Origin of the sequence: Micromonospora polyrhachis, assembly GCF_014203835.1 — a bacterium.
Classification (GTDB): Bacteria; Actinomycetota; Actinomycetes; order Mycobacteriales; family Micromonosporaceae; genus Micromonospora_H; species Micromonospora_H polyrhachis.
Window position 1 is genome coordinate 683,226 of sequence record NZ_JACHJW010000001.1, and the last position, 26,254, is coordinate 709,479.

The following is a 26,254-nucleotide window of genomic DNA, read 5'->3' on the forward strand; positions in this document are numbered from 1 at the left end:
CTGGCGCACGATCCGCAGTGACCTGCCGAACCACACCGTCAGATCGGCTGTTCGTCGACTCGGCTCATGACGATCCGGATCGCACCGGAGGGACACAACTGTACGGCGTCCTGCACCGCCTCCCAGTGTTCGACGTCCGGCGGTGAGGCCAACACCAGCACCGTTCCGGCCTCCTCATCCTGGCCGAAGACTTCGGGTGCGGCGAGGGCACACATCCCCGCACCGCAACATCGCTCGGGGTTCGCCTCGACGAACATCTGCGCCTACCAGGTGACCGGAAGTCGATGCACGCCATAGATGGCCATGTCGGTCCGCAGGGGAACCTCCCGGGCCGGTACGGCCAGCCCCAGCGTGGGAAACTCGCGCAGTAGTGCCGGGTAGGCGATCCGCATCTCCACCCGGGCCAGCTGCTGCCCGAGGCACTGGTGCACACCGTGGCCGAAGGAGAGATGGCCGGTGGCGCGCCGGGTGATGTCGAGCTGCTCCGGCTCGGGAAAGCGCGCCGAATCCCAGTTGGCTCCGGGTACTGACACGGTGACCGACTCTCCGGCCCGGATCAGCTCGCCCTCGATTTCGACGTCCTCGGTCGCGGCACGCATCGGCCCGATGTGGATGATGCTCAGATAGCGCAGCAGTTCCTCGACCGCGTTGACGGCCAGTTCCGGCTCCGACCGCAACGCCGCCATCTGTTCCGGGTGCTGTAGCAGCGCGAACGTCCCGAGCGCGAGCATGTTGGCGGTGGTCTCGTGGCCGGCGATGAGCAGCAGCAGCCCGATGTTGGTCAGTTCCTCGTCGGTCAGGTCGCTGCCGGTGACCAGACCGCCGAGCAGGTCGTCTCCCGGCTCCGCCCGCTTGTGTTCCACCAGATCCTGGAGAAACCGCTCCAGCTTGGTGGCTGCGGCCTGGCGCTGCTCGGCCTTGATATGCAGATCGAACAGTACGGCGGATTCGCGCTGGAATTCGTCCCGGGTCTCGTACGGCACACCGAGCAGTTCGCAGATCACCAGGGACGGGATGGGCAACGCGAAGGATCGCACCAGGTCCGCCGGTGGCCCTTCCTTGCGCATCGCGGCCAGGTGGTCGTCGGTGATCTGCTGGATGCGTGGGGTGAGCTGGTTCATTCGTCGGACGGTGAACTGCCCCATGAGCAGCCGACGGTAGCGGGTGTGTTCGGGCGGATCAGTGACGATCATGGCTCCCGGCGGTGCCGGTTCCAGGCGCTGCGGCGGCACATCCAGCGAAATAGGTGACCGGATCAGTTCTCGACGTGAGCTGAACCGGACGTCCGCCAGCACCGCCCGGGCCGCGTCGTAGCCAGTCACCAGCCAGCCCTCGTGCCCGTCGGGATAGATCATGCGGCTGACCGGCCGTTCGTCACGCAACGCGGTGAGATCGGTTGGCGGATCGAACGGCTGGACACGTTGGAGGGGTATTCCCTGGGGGATCGGTACCGTCGAGGTCATCGGGGTGTCCTTCTCGGTAGAGCCAGCCCTGAGTCAGAGCAAAGTGGATGGAGCTTTGTCCGAGGCTGCGATGCCAGAGCAACGAGTCCACCGTTACCTCGATCGTCCTGCGGCACGCAACACGCCCAAAAACTACCGCCTGCTACTGCAACGACACCATCTGTCATGGTGGTCTTTTGCGCCAAATGCACGTACGCGGTTCAGCGCTCGTCGGGGGTGACCGCTCGCCACTCTCGCCAGCAAGCCAGGTGTTCGTAGACGTCACTCAACTCCTGCGCCACGTCAGGGCTTCCGGTTGCCACGACCGCGGCAGCAAGTATGTCCGTAGGCATTGGCCCCGCGAGCCACTGGTCGACCTCGCGCCAGAAGTCACTCGCTCGCCGCGCGGAACCCAGGAGATCCTGGACCAGGGCGGCGAGCTGGCGCGCTGCGGGTTCCCCGGCCACTGCCGGCCATCCGAACAAATAGGGCGCGACGCTTTGGCCGCAGTCGGCAATGGTGTCGAGCACCTCGCTCGGCTCACATGGGCCGGGATAGGTCGATGTGGTCTGCTTCCACCACGCTGCTGCGAAGTCTCCGATCGCACGCCGCTCGTCGTCGGCACCCGACCGCCATGGGCCACCAATCCGGTGCGGCAGAAACGACGGGTAGCTCCATTGGTTCATCTCACCACTCGCGACCAGTTCCAGGAGCCGGGGCAGGAAGTGGTTCAGGTAGCGCTGGTCGCCCCAGGTCGTCATGGACTTGGACAGCAGCGGGCCGAGTTGTTCGTCGGTAAGGTGACGCAGCGGTGTGCGGTGGAGGTCCACCACCTGCTCCGGGCCGACACAGTGGTCGCAGTAGGCCACGGACTCGATCAGCGGGTAGCGCGCGAAGACCTCGTAGAGAGCCTCGACCGCTGCCTCCACGCCGCTACGCATCAGAGCAGGCTAGTCACGTGTCGATCCGGCTACCACAGGATTTCATGGGAACGACCGACTGCCGACGGTGCCGCTGAGCCACGCATGCGGATGGGGCACCCGTACTCGGATTCCCCACCCGCATTCGCCGGACGCGCGATCAGATCAGCCGATGGTGCAAGGGTTGCCGTTCAGGGCGTACGACGTGGGCGACGGGTTGGTGCCGCTGTGCGTCCCCTGGAAGCCGAAGCTCTGCGAACCGTTCGGGGGTATCGTGCCGTTCCAGCTCATGTTTTGGGCGGTGACCTGCCCACCGGACTGTGTCACGGTGGCGTTCCAGCCCGAGGTGACCTGCTGGCCGGCGGTGAAGCCGAAGGTCAGGATCCAGCCGTTGACGGTCGTCGTGCCGAGGTTGGCGACGGTGACGTTGGCGGTGAAGCCGGTGTTCCACGTGTTGGGTGTGTAGCTGACCCGGCAGCCACCGACTGGCGGCGGAGTGGTGGGCGAGGTGACCGTCGGCGTCGGCGTGGGCGTCACGATTCCGCCGAGCGCCTCGGTCACCGCGTCGTACGCCGGCTTCCGCTGGTAGTTGTCGTCCCAGATCAACGCCGCCCCCTGGCCGGGGAAGGTGCCGGGGACCCAGGAGTACCGGTCGGTGATGCCCCAGACCGTGACACCGGCACACCGGGCCACCGCCAGGCACACCTGGAAGACCCGCCGGTAGTCGGCGGCCTGGTTGGCCAACTTGGTGGCGTCGGCCGGAGTCTGCATGCGGATGTCCAGCTCGGTGATGCGTACGTCGACTCCGAGGTCAGCGAAGCGCTGGAGGTTCTGCTGCATATTGGCCGGCACTTGCCCGACGATCAGATGCGCCTGGAAGCCGACACAGTCGATCGGTACGCCCCGCGCCTTGAAGTCCTGGACCAGGCTGTAGATCGCGGTGCTCTTGTTGTTGATCCCGTCGGTGCTGTAGTCGTTGATGCACAGTTTGGCGGTCGGGTCGGCAGCTCGGGCGGCCCGGAACGCCTCCTCGATGTAGCCGTTGCCGAGCCGCTGCTGGAACACCGAACTCCGGCGGGATCCGTCGTCGTTGAACGCCTCGTTGACCACGTCCCAGGCGGTCACCCGACCGCGATAACGCCCGGCCACCGCGCTGATGTGGTCGACCATTGCGGTACGCAGTTCGGCCGGTGACGACAGGTTGCTGACCCAGCCGGGCAGTTGCGAGTGCCAGACCAGCGTGTGGCCGTACAGCTTCTTGCCGCCGCTGGTGGCGTAGTTCGCCACCTGGTCGGCGCCGTTCCAGTTGAACGAGCCCCGCGCGGGCTCGGTGGCGTCCCACTTCATCGCGTTCTCGGCGACGACCAGGTTGAACTCGGTGTCGGCGATGTTGCGATAGGCGGACTCCGACAGGCGGTTCGGGTCGAGGGCGAAGCCGATCTCCTTCCCCTTCGCCTCCGCCAGGTCCTTGAGCGTAGTGGCGGAACTGGCAAGGGCCGGCACCACGGCCCCGGCGATCATCGCCAGGGCCGTGGCCGTGAGAAGCCCGACGAGGGTACGGCGACGGCCTCTCCCCGGATGGGTCCTTCTGTCGATCATGAGGTCTCCTCCACAGACGGATGGGTGACCTCGGCCGGGTACGCCGATGGCACGACGGACACGTCGAATGCCGCGTGCCCCGTCACTGGAAACCGTGCAGACGACAACAACGGGGCGGGTGATCCGGCCGAGCGTGACACGCACGACGGCCACCGTCGATGGGAGCGCTTCCAAGTATCAGCACGCGGCGAAGCTCGCGTCAATGGGGTGATTCGCCTGCTCGCGTTTGCCACGCGCGTAGGGGGTCCACCACGCCAACTTGGCTTACGCTCGCTGGAACACCAGGTACGTCATTTTCGCCCGGATGAGGTACGTGCTGTCCCAGTCGATCACAAGGGGGTGCGACCAGGACTTTCGCGAAACTCAGCGGTCTCGGGCCCCCTCCGCCACCCGCTGTAGACGGCGGTAGTGCTCCTGCCGCTCGGACTGGTCTCCGAACCCCAGGTTCCCGTTTCCCTTCCGCGCCCCTGCGGCACCGTCGATGAGTTCCCGGACGATGTCCGCATGCCCGGCATGCCGGTGCGTTTCAGCGATCACATGCAGCAAGATGCGGTGCAACGTGACCTCGTTGCGGTCGGCCGGCCACCACGGGACGCGACCGACCACGTCGAGTGCGAGTTCCTCGATCGTCGCGTCGGAGTGGGCCCAGACTCGACGATAGAAGTCGACGATCAGCTCCCGCGACTCATCGCGCGTCGCCCACATGTCCGCGTTGGGCTCCGCATCGTCTTCATGCCCGGGCAGCGGCGACTCGAACGGACGGCCGAATGTCTCACCGAAGTACCCCGCCTCCACCAGGGCAACGTGCTTCACCAGTCCCAGCAGATTCGTGCCCGTTGGCGTCAACGGGCGGCGAAGGTCGTACTCCGAAAGCCCCTCCAGCTTCCACAACAGCGCATCACGAGCATCCTGTAGGTACAGGCGAAAGCCAGCCTTCATCTCGGATCCGGTCATGCCGGACAGCATGTCACCAACCAGCCGTTACCAGCGCACCGCACCGCACCGGACGAGGGCGGGATCCGCACCTAGATGTCCGGAATAAGGCGGGGTCATCCCTGAAATCCCCGTGATCGACACTGGTCGGTGTCCGGATCCGCGGAATGGGCCCCCACCCCCAGGCGTTGAACCCACCGACGCCCGGAGCAGCACCCCCCACCTCCGGCCTCCCCGGACAGGCCCCCGGCGACCAACAGGTCCGCCCCCGGCACCCGGGCCCCGGCGGAAATAGCCGCCGGCCCACAGTCGTTACACCCCCGGGACACCCAAGGAAGACGCACAGCGAACCAGGGTTTCCCCCTTCCTACTTACTCCATTCCCTTTGTTCGCGGCACCCCACACCCCCACGTGACGCGCGTGCCGCACACCCCCGGAACGAAAGGAACCACCCATCATGAACACCACCACCCTGCGCAAGACCGCCCTCGGCATCGCCGGCCTCGCCTTCACCGGCGGCCTCGCCGCCGCCCCCTTCACCACCACCCCCGCCCACGCCGACAGCGGCAAGCCGGCCACCAAGATCCAACACGACAAGCGCGACAGCGGTAAGGCCAAGGAACTCAACCTCAAGTACGAAGCCCAAACCAACTTCTACTACTGCGGCCCCGCCGCCACCCGAAACGCGTTGAGCGCCTCCGGCCACCACATCAACCAAGACGAAGCCGCCAAGCAACTCGGCACCACCGAAGACGGCACCAACTCCGCCGAAGACACCACCCGCGTCCTCAACAAGGTCGTCGGCGGCGACAAGTACAAGACCATCGCCATCCCCGACCGCAACGCCGACGACAAGCAGACCAACAAACTCGCCGACGACATCCGCAAGGCAGTCGACAACGGCCGCGCCGTCGTCGCCAACATCGCCGGCACCGCCACCGACACAGAAGGCGGCACCCACTCCTTCCAAGGCGGCCACTACATCTCCGTCACCGGCTACACCGACAACGGCAACAAGGTGAAAATCGCAGACTCCGCCAACCCCAACACCGCCAGCTACTGGATGACCACCGACAACCTCGCCGACTGGATCGCCACCCGCGGCTACTCCGCCTGATCCAGACACACAAACAACACAACGAAGGGCCAGCCCACACCGGGCTGGCCCTTCGTCATGTCCTGCGGCGGCATCCGAGCCGACCCGCCATCCCAAGCCGTCATGTCTGAAGAGCCACGCCCCGAAAGACCTCGCTCTGGTGCCAGGCCACATGCTGGGCAGCCGGCACCGCAGTCCCTGGCCGAGGCCGCAACGGTCGACCGTGCAGCCGGTACAGGATCCGGCCGGCCTCCGTACGCGTGGTGAAGCTCGCCGAAACCTGTATCCGCAGGTCCTTTGTGAGCCCCAAGGCACCTCGGTCGAACAGCTTGTGGTGCAGTACGCACAGCGCCAAGCCGTTGTCGAGGTCATCCGGACCACCATGCTTGAACCAGCGCACGTGGGCGGCCTCGATCCCGACCGGCCAGTTGCCGAGCTGGCCGTCGAACCCGCAGAAGGCACACTGACAGTCCCAGGCCCGCAGCACCGCCGACGGCCATTTCGGATCACGCCTCCGGGCGTCCCCGTCCGGCTCCGGGATCACCTCGCCCGAGTGGCGGACCTCGTCGGGATCGAGTCCTACCGCAACCAGCACATCCGCTGCCACCGTATCGGGGAAGTGACTCTCGACAAGGGTACGGGCAACCGATTTGACCAGGCCCGGGTCGTCGCGAAACGCTCGCTCCAACGCCGGGACGAGGCTGCCCACCACCCGCTCCTCCACCAGTGGACGAACCAGATCCATCGGCACGTCACGGTCCAACACCCAGATGCCGTCACTACGCAGCCGGGTGAACGGGTAGGCGGCCCCCTGCCTCCGACTCGTCCGGCTGGCCGGACCATACTCGGCAAGCAGGTCACCGAGTAGGCTCTCCGCTTCGGACCAGGGCAGGGCGCTGGTTCCGTACCGGGCGAACCGGCCCAGGGCCAACAGCAGAAGCAGCGGCTTGTGCGGGGCACGACGTCCGTCCTTCTGGTGCTGACGTAGTCGCTCCAGCCGCCGCAGCATCACAGAAGCTTCCGGCATCGCCGTTCCATCATCCTCGGGTGCACGGGGAAGGACAGGGCCCGTAGCGAGGGGGCCGGGTTTGCCGAAGCGAAGATACCTGGCAACCCGGCCCCGAGTGGCATTCCGCTACAGGGTGCGGGCCAGCCGATCGGCCAGCAGCCGGGTGAACCGGGACGGGTCCTTCAGTTCCCCGCCCTCGGCCAGCAGGGCCATGGCGTACAGCAGCTCCGCGGTCTCGGACAGCACCTCTTCGTCCGTACCCTGCTCCTGGGCCTTGCGCATGCCGGTCACCAGCGGATGCGTGGGGTTGATCTCCAGGATGCGCTTGACGTGCGGCACCTCCTGACCCATCGCGCGGTACAGCTTCTCCAGGGTCGGGGTCATGTCCTGGGCGTCCCCGACCAGGCAGGCCGGCGAGGTGGTCAGCCGGGAAGAAAGCCGCACCTCCTTGACCTCGGCTGACAGCTTCCCGGTGAGCCAGGAGAGCAGTTCGGCGAAGTCCTTCTTGGCCTGCTCTCGCTCCGGCTCGGTGTCCGCCTTCTCGTCCTCACTGTCGAGGTCGATCTGCCCCTTGGCGATGGATTGCAGCGGCTTGCCGTCGAACGCGCCGACCTGCTCCACCCACACCTCGTCGACCGGGTCCGTGAGGATCAGCACCTCGTAGCCCTTGGCCCGGAACGCCTCCATGTGCGGCGAGTTCTCGATCATGCCCCGGGACTCGCCGGTCATGTAGTAGATGTCCTTCTGGCCATCCTTCATGCGCTCGACGTACTGGCGCAGGGTGCTGGGCTGGTCCGCGTCGTGGGTCGAGTCGACCGAGACGATGTCGAGGATCAGTTCCTGGTTGTCACGGTCCTCGACCAGCCCCTCCTTGACTGCCCGGCCGAACTCGTTCCAGAACGTCCGGTACCGCTCGGGCTGATCGGCGAGCATCTCCTTCACCGTGCCGAGCACCTTCTTCACCAGGCGCCGACGTACGGCCTGGATCTGTCGGTCCTGCTGGAGGATCTCGCGGGAGATGTTGAGTGACAGGTCGTGCGCGTCGACGACGCCCTTGACGAAGCGCAGGTAGTTCGGCATGAGCGCTTCGCAGTCGTCCATGATGAAGACGCGCTTGACGTAGAGCTGCACCCCGCGCTTGCCCTCACGCATGAAGAGGTCGAACGGCGCGTGGTTCGGAATGAACAGCAGCGCCTCGTACTCGAAGGTCCCCTCCGCCTTCATGTGGATGGTCTCGAGGGGGTCGCTCCAGTCGTGGCTGACGTGCTTGTAGAACTCGTTGTACTCAGCCGGCTCGACCTCGCTGCGGGGCCGCGCCCACAGCGCCTTCATCGAGTTCAGCGTCTGCACGTCGTACGTCGTCGCCCCGGCCTCGTCGGTGCGCTCCGTCGTCATCCGGATCGGCCACGCGATGAAGTCGGAGTATCGCTTGACGATCTCCTTGATCTTCCACTCGGCCGCGTAGTCGAAGAGCTGGTCCTCGGTGTCCTCCGGCTTCAGGTACAGCGTGACCGAGGTGCCCTGCGGGACGTCGTCCACGGTCTCGACGACGTAGGTGCCCTCACCGGTCGACTCCCAGCGGGTCCCCTCCTCCTGCCCGGCGCGGCGGGTCAGCAGCGTCACCCGGTCGGCCACCATGAAGGTCGAGTAGAAGCCCACCCCGAACTGCCCGATGAGTTCCTGCGACGCCGCCGCGTCCTTGGACTCCTTCATCTTCTGGAGCAGTTCCGCCGTACCCGACTTGGCGATCGTGCCGATCAGCGCGACGACGTCCTCGCGGGACATGCCGATGCCGTTGTCGCGCACGGTGAGAGTGCGCTGTTCCTTGTCGGCCTCGATGGTGACGTGCAGGTCGGAGGTGTCGGCCTGCAATTCCTTGTCGATGAGCGACTCGAGACGCAGCTTGTCCAGGGCGTCCGAGGCGTTGGAGATGAGTTCCCGCAGGAAGATGTCTTTGTTGGAGTAGATCGAATGCACCATCAACTGCAGCAGTTGACGCGTCTCGGCCTGGAACTCCAACGTTTCGATCCGATTACTCAATCCGACTCCCTCTGAGGACAGATTCCTGTCGACAGGATACGAGTTGCGCTGGCCACCGCCGAAGCGGTCGGCGGTGGCCAGCGCGATCACGGCCGAGCGGGCCCGCAGATCGGACCGGCCGTCGGGTCAGAGCAGGCCGTCGGAGAGGTTGCTGGGGTTTCCGAACCGGTGTGCGGTGATGCTCACCGCCTGCTCATGGACGAACGGCAGGAGTTCCACCCGGCCCGCCTCGGTCACCGGCCCGGACCAGACGGCGAGGTCCGGCCGTCCATCGGTAGCCGTGGCCAACCGCGATGCCGACTCCCCGATCAACCGGATCCGCCCGGCGTCGTACGTCGCCACCCGGGCGAGCCAGGCCGCCTCGTCCTCGACAGTGACCTGGTCGCTGACCGCCGACACCGCCGCCTGGAGCGGACCGGCCAGCGGTACGCCGGTCGAGACGCGCATCGGTGCCCCGGCGAGCGCGCCGGCGGCCAACACCCGGATCAGGGTGGCGATCGGCTCGTCCGTACCCAGTCGTACCGTCACCGGGTGTGGCCGATAGCGCAGTACGTTGCGCTCGGCCGCGAGCCCCGAGACGTCGACAGCCGGTTCGAAGATCCGCGCCCAGGCTGCCGCGTCGCTGCGGGCGGCCCGCTCGACGAAGGCGAAGTCCTCGGCGGGCAGGGCGGACCGCGCGGCGGCCAGCAGCGACGCCACGACCGAGCTGCCGATCTCCGCATCGGCGGTCGAGCGCGCGGGACTCCACCCGCCCAGCCCGACCAGGTAGTGCGGGCCGCCAGCCTTCGTGCCGGGGCCGACGGCGGACTTCTTCCACCCGCCGAACGGCTGCCGACGAACGATGGCACCGGTGATGCCCCGGTTCACGTACAGGTTGCCGGCCTGGATCCGGTCCAGCCACCGGCCGAGTTCGGCGGATTCCAGCGAATGCAGCCCGGAGGTCAGCCCGTAGTCGACCTCGTTGACGATGTCGATGGCCTCGTCGAGGGTCGTGGCGGTCATGATGCCGAGGATCGGCCCGAAGAACTCGGTGCGGTGGTAGACCGAGCCACGGCGTACCCCTTCCCGGACGCCGGGGCTCCACAGCCGTCCCGACTCGTCGAGTTGCTTCGGCTGCAACAGCCACCGCTCCCCCTCGCCGAGTTCGGTGAGTCCGGCCAGGAGCTTGCCGGTCGCCGGTTCGATGACCGGCCCCATCTGGGTACGGGGATCGGTGGGGTAGCCGACGGTCAGCGAGGAGACCGCGTCGAGGAGCTGGGTACGGAACCGCTCGGAGCGGGCGACCTCACCGACCAACACGACCAGCGAGGCTGCGGAGCACTTCTGCCCGGCGTGCCCGAAGGCGGACGAGACCACGTCCTTGACCGCGAGGTCCAGGTCGGCGCTGGGCGTCACGATGATGGCGTTCTTGCCACTGGTCTCGGCGAGCAGCGGCAGGTCCGCCCGGAAGGACCGGAACAACTGTGCGGTCTCGTAGGCCCCGGTGAGGATCACCCGATCCACGAGCGGGTGCTTGATCAGCGTCGCGCCGAGTTCGGTCTCGTCCACCTGGATCAGCGTCAGCAGTTCCCGGGGCGCGCCGGCCTCCGCCAGCGCCGACCGGATGGCGTCGGCGATGACCGCGCCGCACCGTTCCGCCGGTCCGGCGGGCTTGACCACGACTGACGAGCCGGCGGCCAGCGCCGCGAGCATCGAACCGGCCGGGATCGCCACCGGGAAGTTCCACGGTGGCGTTACGACCGTGAGCCGGGCCGGCGTGAAGGTCGCCCCGTCGACGTCGTCGAGTTCGCGGGCGAGTTCGGCGTAGTAGTGGGCGAAGTCGACGGCCTCGGAGACCTCGGGGTCGGCCTGGTCCATGGTCTTGCCCGCCTCGGCGGCCATCACCTCGATCAGCTCGGCCCGGCGCGCCTCGATGACCTGGCCGACTCGGTGCAGGACAGCACCCCGTTCGGCACCGGTACGGGCGGCCCAACCGGGGGCGGCGGCCGAGGCCCGGCGCAGCACGCCGTCCAGGGCCGAGGCGTCGGTCACCCGGGCCGCCTCGATCTCGTCGACCCCCAGCCGGGAGGTGGGTACCCGGGCCAGCAGTGCCCGGACCCATTCACGGTTCTCCGGTACGGCGGGGTCGGTGTCCGGGGTGTTCTCGAAGTGACCCTCCCGCGGCTCCTCGACGGCGGCGTACCGGTCGGCGGTCCGGTGCGGCTCGGGCACCTCGTCGTCCAGCGCGGCCAACGAGGCCAGGAAGCGGTCCTTCTCGCGGGCGAACAGCCCGGGGTTGGAGTCCAGTTCGAAGACGGCCGACATGAAGTTCTCGCTGCTGGCCCCCTCTTCGAGGCGGCGGATGAGGTAGGCGATGGCCACGTCGAACTGCTTCGGCCGGACCACCGGGGTGTAGAGCAGTAGCCCGCCGACCTCCCGGCGTACCGCTTCGGCCTGCCCCTGGGCCATGCCGAGCAGCATCTCGAACTCGATACCGTCACGGACCTGCCGCCGACCGGCGAGCAGCCAGGCGTACGCCACGTCGAAGAGGTTGTGCCCGGCCACCCCGATGCGGACGTTGCGGATCCGCTCGGGGTGCAACGCGTAGTGCAGGACCCGCTTGTAGTTCGTGTCCGAGTCCTGTTTGCTGCGACAGGTCGCCAGCGGCCAGCCGTGCAGCGTGGCCTCCACCTGCTCCATCGGCAGGTTCGCACCCTTGACGAGGCGTACCTTGATGCCGGCGCCGCCGCGCTCCCGGCGTCGCGCCGACCACTCCTGCAACCGGATCATGGCGCTCAACGCGTCCGGCAGGTACGCCTGCAGGACGATGCCCGCCTCCAGGTGCAGGAACTCCGGCCGGTCCAGCAGTTCGGTGAAGACCGCGATGGTCAGGTCGAGGTCCTTGTACTCCTCCATGTCCAGGTTGATGAACTTGGGAATGGCGGCGGAGGCGGCCGTGGTGAACAGCGGCGTCAGTTCCTCGATGATGTCCGCGACCGCCTCCTCGAAGGCCCACGGGTTGTGTGGGGCGACGGTCGAGGAGACCTTGATCGAGACGTAGTCGACGTCGTCCCGGGTGAGCAGGCGTTGGGTCTCCTGCACCCGGCGGCGGGCCTCACCCCGCCCAAGCACCGCCTCGCCGAGCAGGTTGACGTTGAGCCGTACGCCCCTGGCGCGGATCCGTCGGATGGCCTTGCCGAGCCGGGCGTCGGTCGCGTCGACGATCAGGTGGCCGACCATCCGGCGCAGCACCTTGCGGGCGATCGGCACCACGATCCCCGGCAGCACCGGGGCGAGCACGCCACCCAGGCGTACGGCGGCCCGCAGTGGGGCGGACAGGAACGACGGTACGCCGGGAGCGAGCGCGGCCAGGGCCTGCGCGCTGACGCGTACGTCCTCGGGGCGGACGACACCATCCACGAAGCCCACCGCGAAGGCGAGGCCGTTCGGGTCGCGCAACAGGCCGGCCAACTGAGCTGCCGAGGCGTCGACGGGGAAGGCCGACGCTTCGGTGAGCCAGCGGCGCACCAGCGCGATCGTCTCCTGCGCGAGGTCGTCGCCGGGATGGCCGTCGGGTGTCTCGAACGGGCCGGGACGGGTGGTGAGGTCGGTCATGCGCGCTGGCTCCTGCCGTGAGTCACAGCCCCAGTGTCACGCCTGCCGAGGATTAGGATAAGCGACGCTTTTTGAGGTCTATCCTTAAGTTCTGCTTACGGAACCCTGGAGGTCGCGGTGCTCGACGTGAGACGTCTGGTGCTGCTGCGCGAGTTGGCCGTACGCGGCACCGTGGCCGCCGTCGCGGAGGCGTTGAACTTCACCCCGTCCGCCGTCTCCCAGCAGCTGAGCCAGTTGGAGAAGGAGACCGGCATGACGCTGCTACGCCGAGCCGGCCGTCGACTCCAGTTGACGCCGCAGGCGGAGATGCTGGTGGTGTCGGCGGGCGAGGTGCTCAACACCCTCGAACGGGCCGAGGCCGAACTTCAGGCGTCGCTGACGAAGGTGAGCGGCAACGTCCGGGTGGCGGTCTTCCAGTCGGCGGCGCTGGCGTTGATGCCCAGCACCCTGCGGAGCATGGCCCTGCGCTATCCGGACGTCCGGGTCGAAATGGTGCAAAGGGAGCCGGAACAGGCACTGCGGGAGACGTGGGCCCGCGACTTCGACATGGTGATCGCCGAGCAATACCCGGCGCACGCCGCACCGCATCATCCCGGTCTGGACCGCCGCGACCTGACCACCGACGCCATCCGGCTCGCCCTGCCCGCCGAGGAGGCGGCACTCTGGCCGGTCGAATCGCTACACGACGCCCGCCGCGTGCCGTGGGTCATGGAACCGCGCGGCACCGCCTCCCGGCACTTCGCCGAACAGTTGTGTCGCAGCGCCGGCTTCGAGCCTGACGTACGTTACGAGACGGCCGACCTGCAGGCACAGATCCGACTCGTCGAGTCGGGCAACGCGGTCGCGCTCATCCCGGACCTCGTCTGGGCGGGTCGGAGCACCACCTGCCGGCTCGTGGAACTACCCGACGCACCTCGGCGCACCATCTTCACCGCCCAGCGGCTCGCCGGGGCCAAGTCGCCCGCTGCCCGCGCGTTCCGGCAGACCCTGGAACACGAGGCCGCCGCCCGAGCGGCCGGTGAGGACATCCGTCACCGGTGACCTGTGGCCTCTTGCCTTATCGGGCTAGCCTGACGAAATGTTGGAAGCCAGGAAGGCCAGCATCTGGCGCAGCCGTTACGACATCGCCATCGACGGCCGACCGGTCGCGACCTGGGACAGTTCCTCCTGGCGAAGCGGTGGCGCGTTCGAGCTGGACGGGCAGCGCTACGAGGTACGCGGCAACGCCTGGGGCAACCGGTTTGGCATGGTCGATGTGACGGGGACACTCGTCGCCTCCGCAGACCGAGTCGGCCGCAAACAGTGGACCGTGACCGCTGCTGGGCGGACCTACCAGTTCCAGCGCGCGTCGATGTGGAACGACGAACAGGAACTGAGGGTCGGCGACACCCGGGTGGGATCGGTGCGGCGGACCAGCGTCTGGCGGGGCGACATCGCCGCCGACCTGCCGGGCATGCCGCTGCCGGTACAGGTCTTCGTCCTTGGCGTCATCATCACGATGTGGAACGCACAGGCGGCTGCGGCCAGCTGAACCGGGGCACCGGCCGGAATAGGTATCCCGCCCGAAGCTCCGGTCGCAGCCGGGGTGCACGAAGCCGTACGTATCGAGGAGGGGCGAAGTGAACGGTCGGCCATCAGGATCGGTACGGCGGGGCGACTCCCCAGCCCCATCTGGGTACCGGTGCCTCATGCGCCGGGTCGGCGCCGGGCTGTGAGTTGGCCAGGGCTAGCCGGGTGCCCCACTCCAGGTAGCCCGAAAAGGCCGCACGGAACTCCGGGTCGTCGGGGAGGTGCACCTCGTCGGCTGCGTCCAGCATCAGGTTCACCCAGCGTCGGCGCTGCGCCTCGGTGATGCCCCGACCAAGGTGGCGGCGCAGCATGTGCGGGTAGCCGCCGCGCTCGATGCTGTAGGTCTCCGGGCCGCCGAACACCTCGGCCAGCCACACCGCCACGTACCGGACGTGCTCGGAATCCATCCGGGCAAACAGCGGTGCCAGTAGCTCGTCGGCGAGAACCCGACGATAGAACGCTTCGCACAGCTTCCGAAACGCATCCAGGCCGCCGGCCCACTCGTACAACGTGGGTGGAGCACCGCCGCCGGAACCGACGACCGGAGTCTCCGCGTAGTGGGTCATCTCCTCGATGTCCGTTACGTACGGGCGAATCTCGGCGAAGAATCCGGCGAAGTTCGGACCGCCCCGGAAACCGCGGAGGTGGTCGTCGGCAGAGGTCCAGACGATGCGCAGCACATACCGGGACGGGTCTTCCACGCTACGCGTCAGCTCGTACTGGAGACACTGGGGTGCGGCACGCAACGCTGTCGCGGCCCGCGCGTACGCGTCCTCGAAGCCGCCCAGTCGCTCCTGCGGCACGCGGTACCTGATGTACTCGATGACCATGGGTACAGCGCACCATCCCCATTGAGAACGATCAAGTACGCACTTTCTGGTGCGTACGACGGCAGGAGACGACGATGCCCAAGCGATACCACTGCCCGGTCGAGCTGACCATCGATCTGGTCGGGGGTAAGTGGGGGGTGGTGATCCTCGCTCACCTCAAGGAGGGGGCTCGACGCTACGGGGAGTTGCGCCGCCGGATGCCCGACGTAAGCGAGAAGATGCTGACCCAGCGGCTACGGGAGTTGGAGGCCAGCGGCCTGGTGGTGCGGGACGATCACGGGACCGTCCCGCCCCACGTGGAGTACCGCCTCAGCGACGAGGGCTGGAGTCTGACGCCGGTGTTGCAGGCGCTCTATGACTGGGGGCGGTCCCGGGCGGCACGGACCGGCACGCTGATCGCGATGCCGACGGCGGACTCGACCGACGCGGTCGCGGCGGGGTCAGCGGGGGCACCGCAGCGATTGGTCAGCCCTTGACGGAACCGGCCATGAGCCCGCCGATGAACCAGCGACCGAGCAGGATGTAGACGACCAGGGTGGGCAGTGAGGTGATGAGGGCACCGGCCATGGAGGCGGCGTAGTCCGGAGACTGTGCGCCGGCGAGGGCGTTCAGCGCGATGGTGATGGGACCGTTGCGGGTGTTGGACAGGAAGATCGCGAACAGGTAGTCGTTCCACGCCGAGGTGAACTGCCAGATGATCGTGACGACGAATCCGGGGATCGAAAGCGGCAGGATGACGGAACGAAACGTGCGGACGAGGCCGGCCCCGTCGATACTGCTCGCCTCGATGAGTTCGAGTGGCACTGTGGTGGCGTAGTAGTTGCGGAAGATCAGGGTGCAGATCGGTATTCCGTAGATGATGTGAACCAGGATCAGGGTCCAGATTCCCTTCGGCACACCGAGCCAGGAGACGACCTCCCCGAGGGGAATCATCACGGCCTGGTACGGAATGAACATGCCGAACAGGATGAGGGTGAAGAACACGTCGGCAGCCGGCAGCCGCCAGCGGGACAGGACGAAGCCGTTGGCCGCGCCGATGAAGGAAGAGACGACCGCGACCGGGATCGCCAGGGAGAAGGTACGAAAGAACGACTCGCCCAGCCGGTCCCAGGCCTTGGTCCACGAGGCGAGGGTCCAGTGCTCCGGAAGGTTCCACTGCCCGGTGACGCCGATCTCGCTACCCGACTTGAAGCTCGTCACCACCAGCACGTACATCGGCATCAGCACCACCACGACGAAGCCGACGAGCACCGCGTAGCGCAGGGTACGAGCGGCGGCGGCACCGACACGGGCGGCGCTCCGGTGGTCTCGTCGCGTCGGTCGGGTCGCCGGGGTGGTGTCGGGGCGGGACGCGGCGGCGGTCAGCTCCGTACTCATGAACGCTTCTCCACCCGGTTGACGTGGATGAGGTAGGGCACGATCACCAGCGCCACCGCGATCAGCAGCAGGATCGAGATCGCCGCTGCCTTGGCCTGGTCGTTGGTGAGCAGCGTCTGCCAGACGTATACGGCGGGGACCTCCGTGAGGTACTGCGGCCCGGACACGGACATGATCAGGTCGAACATCTTCATCGACATGTGCCCCGTGATGATCAGCGCCGACAGCGCAACCGGGGTGAGCTGCGGGAACAGCACGTGTCGGTAGAGCTGGAAGGTCGAGCAGCCATCCATGAGAGCCGCCTCGCGCAGCTCGGTCGGGATGCCGCGGAATCCAGCCAGGAAGAGCGCCATGACGTATCCGGCCAGCTGCCAGATCGCCGGCACGGCCATCGCCGCCATGCCCCAGTCCGGATCGGTCCACCAGCGGTTCTCGAGGAACCCCAGCCCGAGCCCGTTGAAGACGGCGTTGAGGCCACCGGCGTTGTCGCCGGTGCCGGCGTTCATCAGCCACCGCCACACCACCCCGGAGGCCACGAAGGAGACGGCCATCGGAAACAGGTAGACGGCCCGGAAGAAGCCTTCGCCCCGTACGCCGCGCTCCAGCAGGACCGCCCACAGCACTCCGAGCAGCATCGCCCCGCCGATGAACACGACGGTGAAGATGCCGAGGTTCTTCAGCGAGTGCACGAACCGGTCGTTGATGTCGTCCGTGAACAGGTTCGTGTAGTTGTCCGGGCCCACGTATCCCGCTGCCGGGCGCGCGTTGTGCTTGTCCTGTAGCGACAGGTTCACCGTCCAGCCGATCAGGCCGTAGACGAACACCGCCAACAGGAGCAGGGACGGTGAGAGCACGATCAGCGCCGGTGCCCAGCGCCGCATCCGGTGACGCAACCTCACGCCTCCTCTGGTTGACATCGACGGAGACCGGAATCGGCCGGGTCTGCGGCATCCGTCGCACCGCACGGACCCGGCCGCTCCTGATCTACTTGCCGACGAACTGCTTGGCCGCCGCGACGAGCGCCGTCCGCAGCGCTGCCTTGTCACCGTCGCTGGAGAACTTGCCCATGGCCGAGCCGAGGGCACCCTGCCACCCCTGCGAGCAGGCCGCGCCGTGGGCGCACGACGGTACCTGCGTCTGGGTCTTCCAGTCCGCCATGGCCGCCTGCTGGTAGCTCGGGTAGTCGGCCGAATCGGCATCGGTACGGGCCGGGATCGAACCCTTCTTCGTGTTGAACGCCTTCTGCCCGGCAGCACTGCCGACCGTCTTCAGCCAACACTTCGTACCCTCGGTGTTCTTGGCGTCCTTCGGCAGCACGAACGAGTCGGCCAGCCACTGGAAGGTGGTGCCGTTGCCCGGGAAGGTGGAGAAGGCGTAGCCGGTGAACTGCTTCGCGTCGAGGTCGGCCGCTTCCCAGTCACCCATCAACTGGTAGCCGGCCTTCCCGTCGATGAGCAGCTTCTCGGCATCGGTCCAGTCGAAGGTGTCCCGGGTGTCCTTGTTGGTATAGGTCAGCAGCCTGGCGTAGTCATCGATCGCCTTGGCCACCTCCGGGCTGTCCCACGGCGTCTGGCCATTCCACAACCCGGTGAACTGCGCCGGCCCCAGGTCGCTGATCAGCACGACCTCGAAGAGCATCAGCTGGGTCCAGTCCTTGCCCAGCGCCAGCGGCGTGACGCCCTTGGCCTTCAGCTTCTCCAGGTCGGCGAAGAAGCCGTCGAGGGTCGTGGCGTCCTTGCTTATGCCAGCCGCCGTCAGGACCGACTTGTTGCTCCACAGCACGTTCGCCCGGTGGATGTTCGCCGGCACCGAGTAGATCTTCCCGTCGACGGTCAGGTTGTCGATCAGCCCCTTGGGGAAGGCGTTGGTCAAGCCCCACTGCTGGTACTCGTCGCTGAGGTCCTCGATCTGGCCGGCGTTGATGTAGTCGATCAGCTCGGCACCGGCGTGCGCCTGGAACGTGTCCGGTGGGTCGGCCTGGCTCAACCGGGACGCCAGCACCTGCTTGGCGTTGGAGCCGGCACCACCCGCGATTGCCCCGTTGACGAACTTGTACTCGGCGCAGTCAGTGCCGAAGGCGGCGACGAGTCCGTCCAGTCCCGCCTTCTCGCCACCATCGGCCCACCAGGTGAACACCTCGACGTCCTTGCTGTCGCCGCCGGCGTCGTCGGTGCCGCACGCTGCACCCGCCAGCAACGCACACACGGTGGCCAAGGCACCAGCCATTCTGGTCGAAGTTCGCATACACCCCTCCAGGCGGATATGACATTGTTGTCCGGTTCATGTGTCGGCCAGGCTTCACCACCGCACAGATCTTTGTCAATGATGGGCGATGACTCTCTTCAATCCCGGATGTAGTCCGGCTCGGTCGACCGGGAACGACCTTCAGACGGCTACCTCATCCGAACCACATTCCAGCAGGTCACGACCCTGCGGCGGCCGCCTCGCCCGTTCGACGTCGCACTGGTGAGCACCCTTGAGACTCGTCCAGTAGGACGTTTCGCGTCGTCTCCGTCCGGAGGGCTGCCTCGTCAACTGCACCCCTCCGTGTCAAGGCGCTGCTAGCAGAGAGGCCTCCGTTAGACCCGCACTCCCTCAGCGACAGCCGGAGAGACGCTCCAGGGCGGTAGCCTGCTGTCAGGCCGGTCACAGCGTGACGACCGCGTCCTAACATCTCGTAGACCGAAAGGACGAACTCCACCTGATGGCGCCGTCATGTGGACGAGCGGAAGCTGGCTCGGTTCAGGCGCGGTCGGAGGACTTCGCGGCGGGGGCACAGATTGCCGACCGTGGTGGCCGAGGTCGAAGTAGATGCTCCTTTGCCTAACGCACTGCAGCCAACCACGATCAAGATGCCCTTCAAACGGCGCACCACAGCCATCTAACAAAGCAGTGCCGAGCAGCACGGCTGAAGGCTGCACGACGCCCGCTATTTCACCAGCTCTCGCATCTTCTTGGCGATCAGGGGAATCGCTCGCGCGGGCATGAGACGAGAGAGACGGTCGAGCATCCGAGCGTCCTTGCCGATCGTGACCCGTGGTGCTCCCGTAGCGACAGCATCGACGATCTGGCGCGCAGCATCCTCAGGAGACGTGAGCTTGCTCGCCGCTTCCGCCTGATCGGCAGTGACGCCGCGAGCATCGATCCCGGAGTTGCCCAGAATGTTGGTGGCGATGCCGCCCGGGAACACGATCGTCACCTTGAGCGGACCGCTCTGGTGCTCGGCGATGAGCCCTTCGGTGAAGAGCTTCACCGCCGCCTTGCTCGCACCGTAGGCGCCCTGGCCCGGGAACGGCACGAGCGAACCCATCGACGCGACGTTGACCAAAGAGGCCGCCGGCCGTGCTTCGAGCAACGAGAGGAATGCCTTCGTGGTGTTGACGGTGCCCCAGAAGTTGACCGCCATGACCTGCTCGATGTCCTCGAAGCCCAGTGCGGAGATCGGCTTGAAGCCATGCACGATGCCGGCGACGTTGATCAGGCCGTCGACCTGCCCGTGGGCGGCAACGACCGCCGAGGGCAGTGCCAGCACCGCCGAGCGGTCGGTGATGTCGACGGGCATGGTGATCAGCCGATCGCCCACACCAGCCAGATCGGCTGTCTTCTTGAGGCCGGCTTCGCTCAGGTCTATCGCGGCGACCCGGGCACCACGGGCAAGCAGGGCCAGGACGACCTCCCGACCGATCCCGTTGCCACCACCGGTGACGGCGAAAACGCTTTCCCTGATTTCCACGACGACCTCCTTATTCGCCGTCCGCCATGTGACGGGCGGCGCGGAGCCCGAACACCACGGCCGGACCGATCGTCGAACCGGGGCCCGGGTAGGTCCTACCCATCACCGAGGCCGAGTTGTTTCCGGCCGAGTAGAGCCCCTCGATCACCGATCCGTCCTCGCGCAGCGCCCGGCCCTCGGCGTCGGTGACCACGCCACCCTTGGTGCCGAGGTCCCCGATGACGACCTTAACCGCGGTGAACGGTCCGCGCTCCAATGGGCCGAGATTGGGGTTGGGGTGAACCAGTGGGTCGCTGTAGTAGCGGTCGTACGCCGAGTTCCCGCGGCCGAAGTCGCCGTCGACACCGGCGCGGGCAAAGCCGTTGAACCGCTCGACCGTGGCGGTCAGGCGGGCCGGTTCGACACCGATCAGCTTCGCCAGATCGTCCAGCGTGTCGGCTTTGAACAGCACTCCCTCACGCTGCATCGCCCGCTTCGCCCGGGGATCCAGCAGATAGTTGCGAAGGTAGCGGCGGGCGTGGCGGCGATCGGCGATCATCCAGTAGGGCCCGACCTTGTCGTGGTCGAGCATGTGGTGGCCGAGGTCGACGTACGACTCCGACTCGTTGGCGAACCGATCGCCCCGCGCGTCGACGATGATCGAGAACGGGAACGACCGTTCGCCGACGATGAATGACGGCTCGGAGACGCTTGTCGCCGCGACGGACGCTCCCCACCACGCGTCATCGAGCAGTTCGGTGGCCGCACCGTGAGACATCGCGATGTCGATCGGCTGGCCGAGGTTGCCCGGCGCGCCAGACGGGGACCCGTCGATGCCGTGGTACTTCCGCCGCCACTCGCGGTTGTAGTCGAATCCGCCGGCCGCGAGCATCACGCCACGGCGCGCGCCGATCGTGAGTTGCCTGCCCTCATGTGTGACGCGCACGCCGACGACCCGGCCGTCCGCGACGACAAGATCTTCCAGCGGGGACTCCAGCCACAGGTCGGCCTTGTGTTTGACCACCACGATGTGGAGGAACGATGCCATCAGACCTGCACCGATGCCCGCGAGCTTCGCCCCACGCACCAGGCCGCCAGCTGTCCGGAGGGCGAGCTGCGCTCCGCGCCGGAAGCCGCTGGCCGTCGACCAGGCCCGACCCAGCAGCCACACGTCGTCGGTGAGGATCGGCATCGCCGCGGGTGCTTGCGTCGACTGCCACCACTTGCCGATCTTGCGTACGTCGAACGGCTTGTGCTCGATGCCGCGGCCGATCTTGCCACCCGGCCGCTCCGGGTAGTAGTCGGAGTACTCGGTGGCGCGTACGAACTCCATACCGTATTTCTGCGCGGTCTCGACGAAGTCGGCGACGCCGTCGACGAACGCCTCCTTGCGCTCCCGGCTGGTCGACCGGCCCTCGTCACCGATGGTGGCCTCAAGGTAGGTCAGCGCCTCCGCGCGAGAGTCGCCCACGCTGTCGCGTCGCATGAGCGGGTTGTTGGGCAGCCACATGCCACCGCCGGACTTCGCGCTGTTGCCCCCCCACTTTGGCGTGCTCTCCAGCATCAGCACCGAGAGGCGCTCGTCGATCGCACCCAATGCGGTGGCGAAGCCGGCAGCTCCGGTGCCGACAACGACCACGTCATAGGCCCTGTCGAAGGTCATCGAAAAACCTCCTTCAACCGGACAATGTTGTCCGGTTAGACTGTCAGTGTGCTCCGTGACACACGTAAGGTCAACCGCGGGCCGGCTGCTTCGGCCGACAATCGCCGGGCGATCCTGGCCGCCGCACGCAAGGTCTTCACCGAGCGTGGTTACCACGCACCGCTCTCGGCCGTGGTGAAGGAGGCAGGGGTGAGCCAGGGAGTTCTCTACCGACACTTCCCGACCCGGCTCGAACTCGCCTTCGCGGTCTTCGACGAGGACTGGGCGGAGTACGAGGCGATCTCCGCCAGCCCGGATTCCAGTTCCTTCGTACGTCTCTGGACACTCATCATCGACAAGACCATCGACGAGGCGGCATTCGTGGAGATGGTTGTCGACGCCCGACGCCAGGCCGTCGGTTACGACGGAGCCGAACGAATGCGGGGGCTGCTCGACCCGCCGCTGACCCGGGCACAGGAGGCCGGCCTGGTGGATCCTGGCCTTACTGTCGACGACGTGATGCTCGCCCAGCGCATGGTGTTCGGAATCGTCGTCACCGCGATCGACACGACCGACCTACGGGGCCAGGTGTCACGGGCGCTCGCCACCGTAGGGCTCCTGCCCCCGCCCTGAAACCCTGCTGGCGGTTGACCGGACGGCCGCCGGGGTGGCGGCTGCTTAGCATCGGGGGTCATGCGCGGGAGGTGAACCGAGCGCGAATCGCCTCGACCACTCGTGGCGACTGGCCCTCAAGGAAGAAGTGCTTCGCTCCCGGCAGTTCAACGACCTGAATATCGTCGAACGTGGCGCGGAATCGAGGCAACGTGGTCTTCGCTGGAAACGCACGGTCCGCCATCGGGTAGGTAACCAGTACCCGCCGATCTGCCAACGAACGCTGCACCCGACCCTCCAGTTCGGCCAGCCACGGGGCCGCGGCCACGATCTGCCGTGGGGCCTGCGCCACGGCGACCCTCAGTCCGGTCGTGGCCTGCACCCCGCGATAGTGCTCTTTCTCTGCTTCGTGCAAGGTCCCTACCACGTTGGAGAACAGGAATCGCTCGACGAAGAAGTTCTCTTGCAAGATGCGCCGTTGCAGAAAGCCCGTCGACATCACCCGGCCAACCAGTCGGGCTTTGCGATCCGGCGGCCAGAACGCGGTGTTCCCCAGGATCAAGCCGGAAACCCTGTCAGCGTTGTCTGCGGCGGCCGAGAGGCCGGTAGGCCCACCCCAGTCGTGCCCCATCACGATCAAGTCCCGCAGGTCCAACTGGCGGATGACCTCACCCACGACCGCAGCATGCTCGGCCGGGGTGTAGGCGAAACCGGATGGCCGCTCCGAAAGGCCGAATCCCAGGTAGTCGATGGCCAGACAACGGAATCGATCCTTCAACGCAAGAATGAGCTTGCGATACAAAAAGCTCCACGTGGGGTTGCCGTGCAGCAGCAGAAGCGGTTGCCCGGCACCCTCGTCGACATAGTGCAGGCGGCCATGAGAGGTATCCAGCCACCGCGAGGTGAAGGGATACAACTCGGGGGACGGAACGAAACCGGCACTCGCATCCTGGTCGCCCTTCTTCTCGTCACTCACGGCGGCCCATGGCGACCACCGGACTCCCACCCGCCGACAAGTTTAGAAATTAAACCACGCCGTTTAGTTTGGCAACCTGCCTGATAGGCTGGGCGTATGCGCTCGTATCACCAGTACTGCTCGATGGCTCGCGCCCTGGATGCGATTGGCGACCGGTGGACCCTGCTGATCGTCCGCGAGCTTCTCACTCAAGGCCCCTGCCGCTTTTCCGACCTGCGACGCGGGCTGCCGGGCATCGCCAGCAACCTGCTGGCCGAGCGCCTACGCGAGATGGAGACCGCAGCGCTGATCGCCCGGCATGACGAGCCGCCGCCGGTCGCCGCGACGCTGATCAGCCTTACCGATCGCGGCCAGGATCTCAGCGGCGTCGTTCGCGAACTCATCCGCTGGGGTGCCCCCCTGATGGCAGCCCCACCAAACGACGACGAGTTCCGCGTGCACTGGTTCTCACTACCGCTGCGTCACCTGTGTCAGGACGGTTCACCCGACGAGCCGGCCAACACCGTACGCCTTGGCGACGTGCACGACGGCTGCGACATCATCGTCCAACACGGGCAGGTCGACGTGCGCCCCTGCTCGACGCAGCGTCACCCCGACGCCACGGTCACAGCGCCGCCCCAGGTGCTCGTCGCACTCTTCACCGGACAGATGCCCCTGTCGGCGGCCCAAACCAGAGGGCTGGTCGTTCACGGCTCCACAGCGGCCCTCGAACGAGTCCTACCCGGTGCGGGACGCGGACAAGGCGGTTGACGATGACCAGCCGACGACAGGCAGCCAACCACGATCTCCTCGACCAGATCGCCCGGGACTTCGGGCACGAACCAGACGTCGCCATGGGCACGATGTTTCGCAGCCCAGGGCTGCGAGTCGGCAGCAGGATATTTGCCTTCCTCGGACATCGCGGGCAATTAATCGTGAAGCTCCCAAGCGATCGAGCCAGTGAGTTCGTTGCAGCGGGAACCGCCGAACAAGTCGTCATGGGAAACCGCGCAATGCGCGAGTGGATCGCATTCCCGATCCGAGAGGACCGTGCCACGACGCTCACACTGTGGCGAGCCGTCGCGCAGGAAGCCCACGGGTACGTCCACTCCCTACAACACGCGAGCTGATCCGACCGACTGGTCGACGAGCAGGACGACGCTCCCCGCTTGTTCGGCACCACCTCAGCCGATGCCCCGTCCGGCACTGGCTCTGGACGCCATGCCGTCGCCCACCGACCATCCTGCCATCGTGGTGCGGCCCGCCCATTCCACTCCGCTCGCCCCGCGTTCCAGGAACGACGAGCGGCCAGCGGCCGGTGGTTGCGTTGCGACCGCCGTCACTCTGCTGGACACCCGGGAATAGACAGAAGGCATGCCCATCGATTGGGCATGCCTTCTGAACTGCGTGGGCGATACTGGGATCGAACCAGTGACCTCTTCGGTGTGAACGAAGCGCTCTCCCGCTGAGCTAATCGCCCTCAGCGCGGATGACTGTACCTGATCAGGTAGCCACCGCGCATCTTCGGGGTCAGTGCGTCGCCAGGTACGCCAGCACCTGGGCGACCACATCGATCCCTAGACCGAACTTCAGTGAGAGCCAGAACACAACGCCGACAAACAACAGCCCGACCGTGCCGATCACGAGTCGCACCGGCAACGACTGGCGGGTGACCCATCTGGTCCAGGCCCGAACGTTCTCCCGGGTGAAGGCGAGTAGCCGTTTGGCCCAGTGAAACTCCACCGCCCAGACGCCAAGCCCGGCGATGACGATCAACCAGCCCGGCCCGGGTAGCGGGATGAGGGCGACGCCGACGGCGACCACGAGCGCCCCCACGATCGCCACGAGCGCCTTGAGCGTGATCCGCCCGGTCGGGTTGGCTCGGATGATCTCAAGTGTGGTCCGCAGCCGCTGCCGTCGGTTTCGCTGTTGGGCCTCGGCCACCGCCGTACCGCTGGCCGCCCCTTCCCCCAGGGGCGAACGCCGCCGGCCCTGCGCTGCGTAGTCGTCCTCTGGCACGCCACTACCCCGCTCCCCGCTCATGTTTCCCAGCTCCGCCGCAACCTCCTGAGCCGCTTCGGACGTCGAGACCCGAACGACTTGTTCCATTGAGGATGGATTCGGAACCATTTCGCCCCCCAGTGTCACCCTGGCCCGTCACTCGATGGGACGACTGGACGTTACCGGAGTGAGTCGACGACTGAACCACCCGAGCCCGGGCGGGATCACGCACTTGGGCGAAACCGGATACTCTACTCGAATTTTTGCATTCAAGCGGTGTTTCCGAATTCCTTCCCACCACCGGGTGAAGTCAGCGTATGGCGGAGCGTAGCCGGGAGTATCACCTGAGTATGGGAAAAGCGGAACACGCGCGTTCCGCAGCGGTGCCGGGGGGAGAACGTCCATGAGTGTCATCCGACCCACGACCGTCGAGGTCGAGACGTCGTTAAGGCTCGTCGCACCTGATGCCACCGCTCTGCCGGTGCGCGCCAGTCTGCGCTACGACCCTGCTGACCCGTATGCGGTCCATGTCCTATTTCACGCAGAATCAGCCGGCGGCGAGGCGGTGAGTTGGTCGTTCGCCCGCGAATTGCTCGTCACCGGGCTCGACGAGCCCGCCGGAATCGGCGACGTTCGGGTCTGGCCCTGGGCCACACCCCGCGGCGACTTCGTGGCACTTGCCCTCTCCTCACCGGATGGCAATGCGCTCTTCGAGGTGCCCCGTAGCGTCCTGGTCCGTTTCCTGCGACGCACCTACGTGGTGGTGCCTCGGGGCCGGGAAGCTGAGCACCTGGATGTCGACACCGCGGTCAACCGGCTGCTCGCCGGTCGCTGACCGCCAACAAGAACAACAACCGGCGCCGCGCGGACCTGCCGAGTCCGCGCGGCGCCGACCCGCCCACATCCCCCTGGTACGCCCCGAG

At 66.9% G+C, this 26,254-nt stretch carries 24 protein-coding genes and 1 tRNA gene; 8 read left to right on the plus strand and 17 right to left on the minus strand.

The annotated features are described in order from the left end of the window. Positions 1 to 38 precede the first annotated feature (38 nt). The 5 genes from FHR38_RS02745 to FHR38_RS02765 all read right to left on the minus strand — a co-directional run bounded on the left by FHR38_RS02745 (position 39) and on the right by FHR38_RS02765 (position 4,915). The gene (locus FHR38_RS02745; RefSeq protein ID WP_184532486.1) at positions 39 to 257 is read right to left on the minus strand and encodes a ferredoxin; all 219 of its coding nucleotides are present in this window, start codon (positions 255 to 257) and stop codon (positions 39 to 41) included. 6 nt (positions 258 to 263) lie between these two features. Beyond that, on the minus strand, positions 264 to 1,463 hold the full coding sequence (locus FHR38_RS02750) for a cytochrome P450 (protein ID WP_184532488.1): 1,200 nt from the start codon (positions 1,461 to 1,463) through the stop codon (positions 264 to 266). A gap of 200 nt (positions 1,464 to 1,663) precedes the next feature. Beyond that, the gene (locus FHR38_RS02755) at positions 1,664 to 2,383 is read right to left on the minus strand and encodes a hypothetical protein (protein ID WP_184532490.1); all 720 of its coding nucleotides are present in this window, start codon (positions 2,381 to 2,383) and stop codon (positions 1,664 to 1,666) included. Positions 2,384 to 2,527: 144 nt separating this feature from the next. After that, positions 2,528 to 3,961 carry a glycoside hydrolase family 10 protein gene (locus FHR38_RS02760; RefSeq protein ID WP_184532492.1) on the minus strand — a complete coding sequence of 478 codons (1,434 nt, stop codon included), beginning with the start codon at positions 3,959 to 3,961 and terminating at the stop codon, positions 2,528 to 2,530. A 363-nt stretch (positions 3,962 to 4,324) separates the two neighbouring features. Next, on the minus strand, positions 4,325 to 4,915 hold the full coding sequence (locus FHR38_RS02765; protein WP_184532494.1) for a DinB family protein: 591 nt from the start codon (positions 4,913 to 4,915) through the stop codon (positions 4,325 to 4,327). Between the two features lie 436 nt (positions 4,916 to 5,351). On the opposite strand from FHR38_RS02765, the gene FHR38_RS02770 reads away from it, so the two are divergent. Next, positions 5,352 to 6,011: a C39 family peptidase gene (locus FHR38_RS02770; RefSeq protein WP_184532496.1), complete on the plus strand. Its 660-nt coding sequence runs from the start codon at positions 5,352 to 5,354 to the stop codon at positions 6,009 to 6,011. A 100-nt stretch (positions 6,012 to 6,111) separates the two neighbouring features. On the opposite strand, the gene FHR38_RS02775 is transcribed toward FHR38_RS02770, so the two are convergent. The 3 genes from FHR38_RS02775 to FHR38_RS02785 form a co-directional block, all read right to left on the minus strand. Further along, positions 6,112 to 7,017 (minus strand): phosphorothioated DNA-binding restriction endonuclease, encoded by a 906-nt coding sequence (locus FHR38_RS02775; protein ID WP_184532498.1) that lies wholly within the window; start codon positions 7,015 to 7,017, stop codon positions 6,112 to 6,114. Positions 7,018 to 7,125: 108 nt separating this feature from the next. Next, a complete protein-coding gene (gene htpG / locus FHR38_RS02780) occupies positions 7,126 to 9,039 on the minus strand; it encodes a molecular chaperone HtpG (protein ID WP_184532500.1) in 1,914 nt (637 codons plus the stop codon). A gap of 126 nt (positions 9,040 to 9,165) precedes the next feature. After that, positions 9,166 to 12,633, minus strand: a complete 3,468-nt coding sequence (locus FHR38_RS02785) for a proline dehydrogenase family protein (RefSeq protein WP_184532501.1) — start codon at positions 12,631 to 12,633, stop codon at positions 9,166 to 9,168. 126 nt (positions 12,634 to 12,759) lie between these two features. Here FHR38_RS02785 and FHR38_RS02790 point away from each other — a divergent pair, with 126 nt between their 5' ends. After that, positions 12,760 to 13,674, plus strand: a complete 915-nt coding sequence (locus tag FHR38_RS02790; protein ID WP_312881753.1) for a LysR family transcriptional regulator — start codon at positions 12,760 to 12,762, stop codon at positions 13,672 to 13,674. A 37-nt stretch (positions 13,675 to 13,711) separates the two neighbouring features. Further along, positions 13,712 to 14,164 (plus strand): LURP-one-related/scramblase family protein, encoded by a 453-nt coding sequence (locus FHR38_RS02795; protein ID WP_184532505.1) that lies wholly within the window; start codon positions 13,712 to 13,714, stop codon positions 14,162 to 14,164. Between the two features lie 103 nt (positions 14,165 to 14,267). Here FHR38_RS02795 and FHR38_RS02800 read toward each other — a convergent pair whose 3' ends face one another. Then, positions 14,268 to 15,032 carry a group II truncated hemoglobin gene (locus tag FHR38_RS02800; RefSeq protein ID WP_184532506.1) on the minus strand — a complete coding sequence of 255 codons (765 nt, stop codon included), beginning with the start codon at positions 15,030 to 15,032 and terminating at the stop codon, positions 14,268 to 14,270. A gap of 74 nt (positions 15,033 to 15,106) precedes the next feature. Between FHR38_RS02800 and FHR38_RS02805 the strand changes: the two genes are divergently transcribed. Continuing rightward, positions 15,107 to 15,508: a winged helix-turn-helix transcriptional regulator gene (locus tag FHR38_RS02805; protein WP_184532508.1), complete on the plus strand. Its 402-nt coding sequence runs from the start codon at positions 15,107 to 15,109 to the stop codon at positions 15,506 to 15,508. On the opposite strand, the gene FHR38_RS02810 is transcribed toward FHR38_RS02805, so the two are convergent. The 5 genes from FHR38_RS02810 to FHR38_RS02830 all read right to left on the minus strand — a co-directional run bounded on the left by FHR38_RS02810 (position 15,498) and on the right by FHR38_RS02830 (position 21,784). Next, on the minus strand, positions 15,498 to 16,409 hold the full coding sequence (locus FHR38_RS02810) for a carbohydrate ABC transporter permease (protein ID WP_184532510.1): 912 nt from the start codon (positions 16,407 to 16,409) through the stop codon (positions 15,498 to 15,500). The genes FHR38_RS02805 and FHR38_RS02810 overlap by 11 nt on opposite strands. Beyond that, the gene (locus FHR38_RS02815) at positions 16,406 to 17,302 is read right to left on the minus strand and encodes a carbohydrate ABC transporter permease (RefSeq protein ID WP_221449342.1); all 897 of its coding nucleotides are present in this window, start codon (positions 17,300 to 17,302) and stop codon (positions 16,406 to 16,408) included. The genes FHR38_RS02810 and FHR38_RS02815 overlap by 4 nt, the downstream gene beginning before the upstream one ends. Positions 17,303 to 17,393: 91 nt before the next feature. Continuing rightward, a complete protein-coding gene (locus tag FHR38_RS02820) occupies positions 17,394 to 18,653 on the minus strand; it encodes an ABC transporter substrate-binding protein (RefSeq protein WP_246446265.1) in 1,260 nt (419 codons plus the stop codon). A gap of 685 nt (positions 18,654 to 19,338) precedes the next feature. Next, the gene (locus tag FHR38_RS02825; RefSeq protein ID WP_184532515.1) at positions 19,339 to 20,142 is read right to left on the minus strand and encodes an SDR family NAD(P)-dependent oxidoreductase; all 804 of its coding nucleotides are present in this window, start codon (positions 20,140 to 20,142) and stop codon (positions 19,339 to 19,341) included. Positions 20,143 to 20,152: 10 nt separating this feature from the next. Then, entirely contained in the window at positions 20,153 to 21,784 is a 1,632-nt protein-coding gene (locus tag FHR38_RS02830) for an FAD-binding protein (protein WP_184532517.1), read from the minus strand. Positions 21,785 to 21,832: 48 nt separating this feature from the next. On the opposite strand from FHR38_RS02830, the gene FHR38_RS02835 reads away from it, so the two are divergent. After that, the gene (locus FHR38_RS02835) at positions 21,833 to 22,396 is read left to right on the plus strand and encodes a TetR/AcrR family transcriptional regulator (protein ID WP_184532519.1); all 564 of its coding nucleotides are present in this window, start codon (positions 21,833 to 21,835) and stop codon (positions 22,394 to 22,396) included. A 58-nt stretch (positions 22,397 to 22,454) separates the two neighbouring features. Here FHR38_RS02835 and FHR38_RS02840 read toward each other — a convergent pair whose 3' ends face one another. After that, positions 22,455 to 23,351, minus strand: coding sequence for an alpha/beta fold hydrolase (locus tag FHR38_RS02840; protein ID WP_184532521.1), 897 nt, complete (start codon positions 23,349 to 23,351; stop codon positions 22,455 to 22,457). Between the two features lie 96 nt (positions 23,352 to 23,447). On the opposite strand from FHR38_RS02840, the gene FHR38_RS02845 reads away from it, so the two are divergent. Both FHR38_RS02845 and FHR38_RS02850 read left to right on the plus strand, forming a co-directional pair. Further along, the gene (locus tag FHR38_RS02845; protein ID WP_184532523.1) at positions 23,448 to 24,101 is read left to right on the plus strand and encodes a winged helix-turn-helix transcriptional regulator; all 654 of its coding nucleotides are present in this window, start codon (positions 23,448 to 23,450) and stop codon (positions 24,099 to 24,101) included. A gap of 2 nt (positions 24,102 to 24,103) precedes the next feature. Further along, positions 24,104 to 24,460, plus strand: a complete 357-nt coding sequence (locus FHR38_RS02850) for a hypothetical protein (RefSeq protein WP_184532525.1) — start codon at positions 24,104 to 24,106, stop codon at positions 24,458 to 24,460. Between the two features lie 278 nt (positions 24,461 to 24,738). Here the strand turns inward: FHR38_RS02850 and FHR38_RS02855 are convergent. Continuing rightward, positions 24,739 to 24,810, minus strand: a tRNA-Val gene (locus FHR38_RS02855). A 50-nt stretch (positions 24,811 to 24,860) separates the two neighbouring features. After that, a complete protein-coding gene (locus tag FHR38_RS02860) occupies positions 24,861 to 25,373 on the minus strand; it encodes a TIGR02611 family protein (RefSeq protein ID WP_246446268.1) in 513 nt (170 codons plus the stop codon). 361 nt (positions 25,374 to 25,734) lie between these two features. Here FHR38_RS02860 and FHR38_RS02865 point away from each other — a divergent pair, with 361 nt between their 5' ends. Then, the gene (locus FHR38_RS02865; protein ID WP_007457244.1) at positions 25,735 to 26,166 is read left to right on the plus strand and encodes an SsgA family sporulation/cell division regulator; all 432 of its coding nucleotides are present in this window, start codon (positions 25,735 to 25,737) and stop codon (positions 26,164 to 26,166) included. Positions 26,167 to 26,254: the final 88 nt, after the last annotated feature.